6 protein-coding genes and 1 pseudogene are annotated in these 4,796 nt (G+C 54.0%); 2 read left to right on the top strand and 5 right to left on the bottom strand.

What is annotated here, in order from left to right; translation table 11 throughout:
* Positions 1–136 (top strand): annotated as a pseudogene (locus K5905_RS27630) (ABC transporter permease); the annotation flags it as partial.
* Between the two features lie 77 nt (positions 137–213).
* Here K5905_RS27630 and K5905_RS27625 read toward each other — a convergent pair.
* A complete protein-coding gene (locus tag K5905_RS27625) occupies positions 214–1,014 on the bottom strand; it encodes a dimethylarginine dimethylaminohydrolase (RefSeq protein WP_297590339.1) in 801 nt (266 codons plus the stop codon).
* A 12-nt stretch (positions 1,015–1,026) separates the two neighbouring features.
* Between K5905_RS27625 and K5905_RS27620 the strand changes: the two genes are divergently transcribed.
* Positions 1,027–1,476 (top strand): GNAT family N-acetyltransferase, encoded by a 450-nt coding sequence (locus K5905_RS27620; RefSeq protein ID WP_297590336.1) that lies wholly within the window; start codon positions 1,027–1,029, stop codon positions 1,474–1,476.
* A gap of 15 nt (positions 1,477–1,491) precedes the next feature.
* Here the strand turns inward: K5905_RS27620 and K5905_RS27615 are convergent, their stop codons facing one another.
* The 4 genes from K5905_RS27615 to K5905_RS27600 all read right to left on the bottom strand — a co-directional run bounded on the left by K5905_RS27615 (position 1,492) and on the right by K5905_RS27600 (position 4,769).
* The gene (locus K5905_RS27615) at positions 1,492–2,520 is read right to left on the bottom strand and encodes an asparaginase (protein WP_297590333.1); all 1,029 of its coding nucleotides are present in this window, start codon (positions 2,518–2,520) and stop codon (positions 1,492–1,494) included.
* A 36-nt stretch (positions 2,521–2,556) separates the two neighbouring features.
* Positions 2,557–3,735, bottom strand: coding sequence for an aminotransferase (locus K5905_RS27610; RefSeq protein ID WP_297590331.1), 1,179 nt, complete (start codon positions 3,733–3,735; stop codon positions 2,557–2,559).
* Positions 3,736–3,883: 148 nt separating this feature from the next.
* Positions 3,884–4,330 carry a nuclear transport factor 2 family protein gene (locus tag K5905_RS27605; RefSeq protein ID WP_297590330.1) on the bottom strand — a complete coding sequence of 149 codons (447 nt, stop codon included), beginning with the start codon at positions 4,328–4,330 and terminating at the stop codon, positions 3,884–3,886.
* A gap of 31 nt (positions 4,331–4,361) precedes the next feature.
* Positions 4,362–4,769 carry a hypothetical protein gene (locus K5905_RS27600; RefSeq protein ID WP_297590327.1) on the bottom strand — a complete coding sequence of 136 codons (408 nt, stop codon included), beginning with the start codon at positions 4,767–4,769 and terminating at the stop codon, positions 4,362–4,364.
* Between the last annotated feature and the right edge of the window lie 27 nt (positions 4,770–4,796).

The following is a 4,796-nucleotide window of genomic DNA, read 5'->3' as shown; positions in this document are numbered from 1 at the left end:
CTACATCCAGACAGCATGGTGGGTAACTGTCTTTCCCGGACTCGCAATCATGCTAACCGTTCTGGGTCTGAATCTGCTCGGAGACTGGTTGCGCGATCAACTGGATCCCTTAGGCAGCACATCCAAACAAAATTGACCCCTCACGGATTTGAAAGCCCGGCAACCAATTGAAACTGCCGGGCTTCTCAACACTCTTCTTGCTTCACACGTTCCTCATGAAACCGCGAACCTCAAGGAAAGGCACGAAAGCCCCCCATCGACCTTACGTGCTTCATGGGTTGGCACAACGACAGTTCGAAATCCTGCTGCTTCAATAGCAGCCAGCGTTTTCGGGTACCCCTCGGGAACAAGAACAACATCGTTCACCCGGATAACATTGGCTGCGTATTCCTCGCCTTCCGGTACGACGATGACTTTGCGATCACCGAAGAAACCACTATCTGCCATAACTTTGGTGGCAAGGATGACACCGTCTCCCAGGGTGGAACAGGCCGTCTTGAAATGAAGGACCCCTTCAGGCGTTTCGCAGACTTCCGCCTTGTATCCCCATTCTGCGAGTACTTTGGCGAAGTCATCCGCACCCGCCTGGTCAGTGCGGGCGGACAGTCCGATGAGAATGACATCGTCCAACGTCAGGACATCACCACCGTCGACATGACCAGTCCCGGGAAGTTCGACAACTTTTTCAAATACCGCATCCAGAGCCGGACGGATCGCGGCCCCCTCGCCCTCCCGGCTGTCGGTTCCCGGCCGAAGCTGGATCGCGCCTTCCGGCAGACAAAAAGCCGGATCTTCGACGAAACAGCTGTCTGGAAACGTCTCCAGAGGTGGCAAAACGACTACCGAAAGCCCTGCCTCTTGAAGCGCGTTTACATAGAGCTCATGTTCTTCCCTGAACTTTGCGCCGCTCGGATCACCGGAATCGACAGCTCGAATGCCACTTGCCACACTGTCCGCAGGTTTGCGTGTGATCGCATGCGTGAAACGGAAAGATAGACCTGAATGGTGCCCCATGGTGAAACTCCAATGAAAACAACAAACAATCAGCCAGCCATTCGCGAGGCAAAATTGCAAGATGCAATGTTGCTGAAAGACTGTATCGACCGGGCCTATGCACCGATAAGAGAGAAGCTTTCCGATCTGCCGGATGTCTCGGCCGGCGTTGAAGAGGATATCGCGAAAAAAACCGTCCTTGTCGCAGAATACGACGGTGAGATTGCAGGATGCGCCATTTTCAGCATTCAGGAGAAGAAAGCTCATCTGGTGAATATCGCCGTCGACCCTTCGTTCAAGGGCAAGGGGATCGGCAAAGCGCTCATAGCGGCCATGGAAGCGACATCAAAGGAACGAGGAGCAACTGAAATCCGGCTTGCCACGCATGTCGACCTGCCGGAAAACGTGTCGCTCTACCAGCATCTTGGTTGGCATGAAACTTTAAGAACAGAAAACAAGATACTGATGTTAAAAACTTTATAGCTGATAAAATTCAACTCACGGCAGAGCTGATTTCAATAGTGACAGGAATTCTTCGCGCGGCCGGATTTGCCCTGCCTGCGCACCAAGCCGGGTCAAAATTGGCGGGTTCACCAGACCATCCAGAAGCACCGCTTCGTCCTCGTTCAGCTCCAGCATCACTTCCAGGACCGTCGCCATCATGACCTCGGACGCCCTTGTCGCGCCGTCTTCGCATTTCAGCGCGACACCAAATCCGAGTTCCGGGATCGAAGCACAAAAAACACCTTCGGCACCTGTCTTAACAAAAACCCGTCCGCGGAAGCCTTCCATCACCCTGGTACAGAAACGATCTGCGCCGGCAACCATGTAAGGCTCGTTGATGCAGGCATCGTAAATTCGTTCGGCCGCGTCGGCCCTCAGGGTTTTAAGCCCTTCTCCCGTACCGAACACCGCAAACGCTCTGGCGAAGCTCTGCAAAGGCGAAGCGTAGGTCGGAATCGAGCAGCCGTCGGTGCCGCAGATATCTTCCGTTAAAGTATCGCCCGTCATTTGCTCCACGGCCAGACGGACCTCTTGCTGTACGGGATGTCCTGCCTCTACATAACCTTTGGTTTCAACACCCATCACCTTGGCGAGCCCAAGAAACCCTGCATGCTTGCCCGAACAGTTATTGTGCAAACCGCAAGGTGCTTCACCGGCAAGAATGAGTTTGGCCGCATCTTCCATGCGCTGTGGCCATTGCGGACCGCACTCGAGAGCATCTTCGGTAAGACCGGCCTTCATGAGCATCACGCGCGCTGAATTTGCATGAACTTCCTCACCACTATGCGAGGCACAGGCAAGCGACAATTCCGCGTCGGTCAGATCCAGTGCATCGGCAGCTCCGGACTCAACCAGCGGCAAGGCCTGCAAGGCTTTGATGGCGGAACGCGGAAACACCCGCGCCTCAACGTCACCAATGCCGCAAACAAGCTTGCCGGCCGTATCAACGATCGCCAGGCTGCCGCGATGGAGGCTTTCAGTAAGATTGCCACGGGTGACATCAACCAGAGCCGGATTGTCCATGAAGTTTCTCATCCTGATCACAAATGCACTTTCAAGCTATGCGGATTCGGAGTTCGTCGCAGTCAAAAATCCCTGCAGGCGCGACATGGCTTCGTCAATCACCTCATCCCGTTTGCAAAAACAGAATCGGATGAAACTTGTCGGTGCATCGTCTCCATAGAACGCCGAAACGGGAACCGCAGCGACACCTGCTTCCTTCACCAGGACTTCACAGGCTTCAACATCATTCGCGCCCAGGTTCAACCCTTCAATGCCACATGTCAAAAAATAGGTGGCGGCACAGGGCAAAACGGAAAATCCGAGCCCTGACAATGCCCTTGCCATGCGATCGCGCTTGGCCATCAACTCATTCGCCAGACCGGTATAGTAGCTTTCGTCTTTCGACAATCCGTAGGCGACGGCCTTTTGCAGATTGGGCGGCGTCGTAAAGGTCACCCATTGATGGGCCTTGGAAATCGGATCCATCAGGTTTGCCGGGCCAGTCACGTAGCCGACCTTCCAACCTGTCAGGGAAAAGGTCTTGCCGGCAGACCCGATCCGAACTGTCCGCTCCCGCATGTCCTCAAACGCCATCAAGGGGCGATGTTTCTGGTTATCAAACACAAGGTGCTCGTAAACCTCGTCACAAATTGCGTAGACGTCATGTTCCCGGCATAGATCCGCAACCAGTTGTAACTCGCTCTCTGTAAACACCTTGGCAGTCGGGTTCATCGGATTGTTGATAAGGATGGCCTTGGTCTTTTCGGAGAATGCGGCCCTGAGAGCGTCCGGATCAAGATCCCAGTGCGGTGGCGTCACCCGGACCCGCACTGGAACACCACCTGCCTGCTTCACCAACGGCAGGTAACAATCGTAAAGCGGTTCGATCAAAACGACTTCGTCGCCGGGCGATACAAGAGCAAAGATACAATCCGCCAGCGCTTCGGTTGCACCGGACGTGACGAGCACTTCTTTCTGAGGATCAATTTCAAGACCATAGAACCGCTTGTCGGCATCGGCCACGGCTTGACGCAATTCCGGAATTCCCAACATGGGCGGGTATTGATTTGGTCCGTCGATCAGTGCCTTCGCCGCCACTTGCCTGACATCGGCAGGTCCGTCGACATCCGGAAATCCCTGCCCCAGATTGACCGCACCATGGGCCATCGCCAGACGCGACATCGTTTCGAAGACTGTGGTGTTGATACCGGTAAAGACCGGGTTTGTCGGTTTCATGGTTCCTCCGGCAACTCCTGTCGCCGGTTCTAATCCGCCAACTGAAATCCGTCGAGCATTTTCGTTTTCCTCAACGCAACAAGCCAACCGACACCCGATGAGTGCCGATTGGCTTGCACGATCAATACCTGCTTTCGAAAACCGGCACCTAATCCTCTTTGTGTTGTTGCCACATATCGGTGACGATTTTCCAGTCACCGGCCTCAGGTTCCAGGACGAACAGATAGGTACCCTCGGCCTCCATGCCGGCGCTTTCAATCCTGGCATCCACCGAACCGATCATCACGGCAAGTGTTGCATCTTCGGATACAAACAAGTGGTCGATTGTGTGAGTTACACTGCCGTTGTTCGAGGTCACGAATTCGAACAGCTTTCTTGGTTCTTCAAGTCCCTGGACCGGCGGAGTAGCCGGTGCGATCCAGATCGTGTCTTCCGAATACAGATCGACCAGTGCGTCGGCATTTCCAACCGCTGCGGCGGCGTTGAAACGATCATTCAACCCGGTCAGATCTTTAATCGCCCTATCGTGCTTCTCGTCAGCAATCGAAGGTACAGTCAACAAGCCGAGCATCACCATTACGATGAAGTATCGCATTACAAAGTCTCCGATTTTTGGGAAATTTTCGTTAGTGAACGGTCAGTTCTGAATTCGGACGCGAGAAAATCACTTCGCGAACCACCTGCCAGCGCGCGTCTTCAAAGACGAGATCAATGCTCAGGACCAGAATTCTGGCCTCTCCGCCGAGTGTAACCTTTCGCGTGATAAGGACATGGCCCTTTTCGCCTTCGGCTTCGATCGCGTTATATTCGGCCCAGGTATTGTCGATCCCGGCACTGCCCTCGATCAATTCTTTCAGCATCGCGATAAAAGCCGGCTTGTCGGCCTGGGCAAGATTGCCGTCCGTATCGATCATGTGGGTTTTCATGTCATCGTGATAGATGGCGTTCAAACCGTTCAGGTCTGCGGTGGTTCCGGCTGTTATGAGACTGTCAATCGTCTCGCGGATTTCACGTGTCTTTGCGTCATTCGTCATTGCAACTCCTCATGATTTGATGACTTC

Origin of the sequence: Roseibium sp. (genome assembly GCF_025698965.1) — a bacterium.
In the GTDB taxonomy this organism is placed as follows: Bacteria; Pseudomonadota; Alphaproteobacteria; order Rhizobiales; family Stappiaceae; genus Roseibium.
Note: the sequence above shows the minus strand (reverse complement) of the source record. Positions and strands in the feature narration are given on the sequence as shown.

Bases quoted from the DNA above. Each gene is read 5' to 3' on its own strand.
- K5905_RS27625 (WP_297590339.1), bottom strand. From the start codon at position 1,014: ATGGGGCACCATTCAGGTCTATCTTTCCGTTTCACGCATGCGATCACA.
- K5905_RS27605 (WP_297590330.1), bottom strand. From the start codon at position 4,330: ATGCGATACTTCATCGTAATGGTGATGCTCGGCTTGTTGACTGTACCT.
- K5905_RS27620 (WP_297590336.1), top strand. From the start codon at position 1,027: ATGAAAACAACAAACAATCAGCCAGCCATTCGCGAGGCAAAATTGCAA.
- K5905_RS27610 (WP_297590331.1), bottom strand. From the start codon at position 3,735: ATGAAACCGACAAACCCGGTCTTTACCGGTATCAACACCACAGTCTTC.
- K5905_RS27615 (WP_297590333.1), bottom strand. From the start codon at position 2,520: ATGGACAATCCGGCTCTGGTTGATGTCACCCGTGGCAATCTTACTGAA.
- K5905_RS27600 (WP_297590327.1), bottom strand. From the start codon at position 4,769: ATGACGAATGACGCAAAGACACGTGAAATCCGCGAGACGATTGACAGT.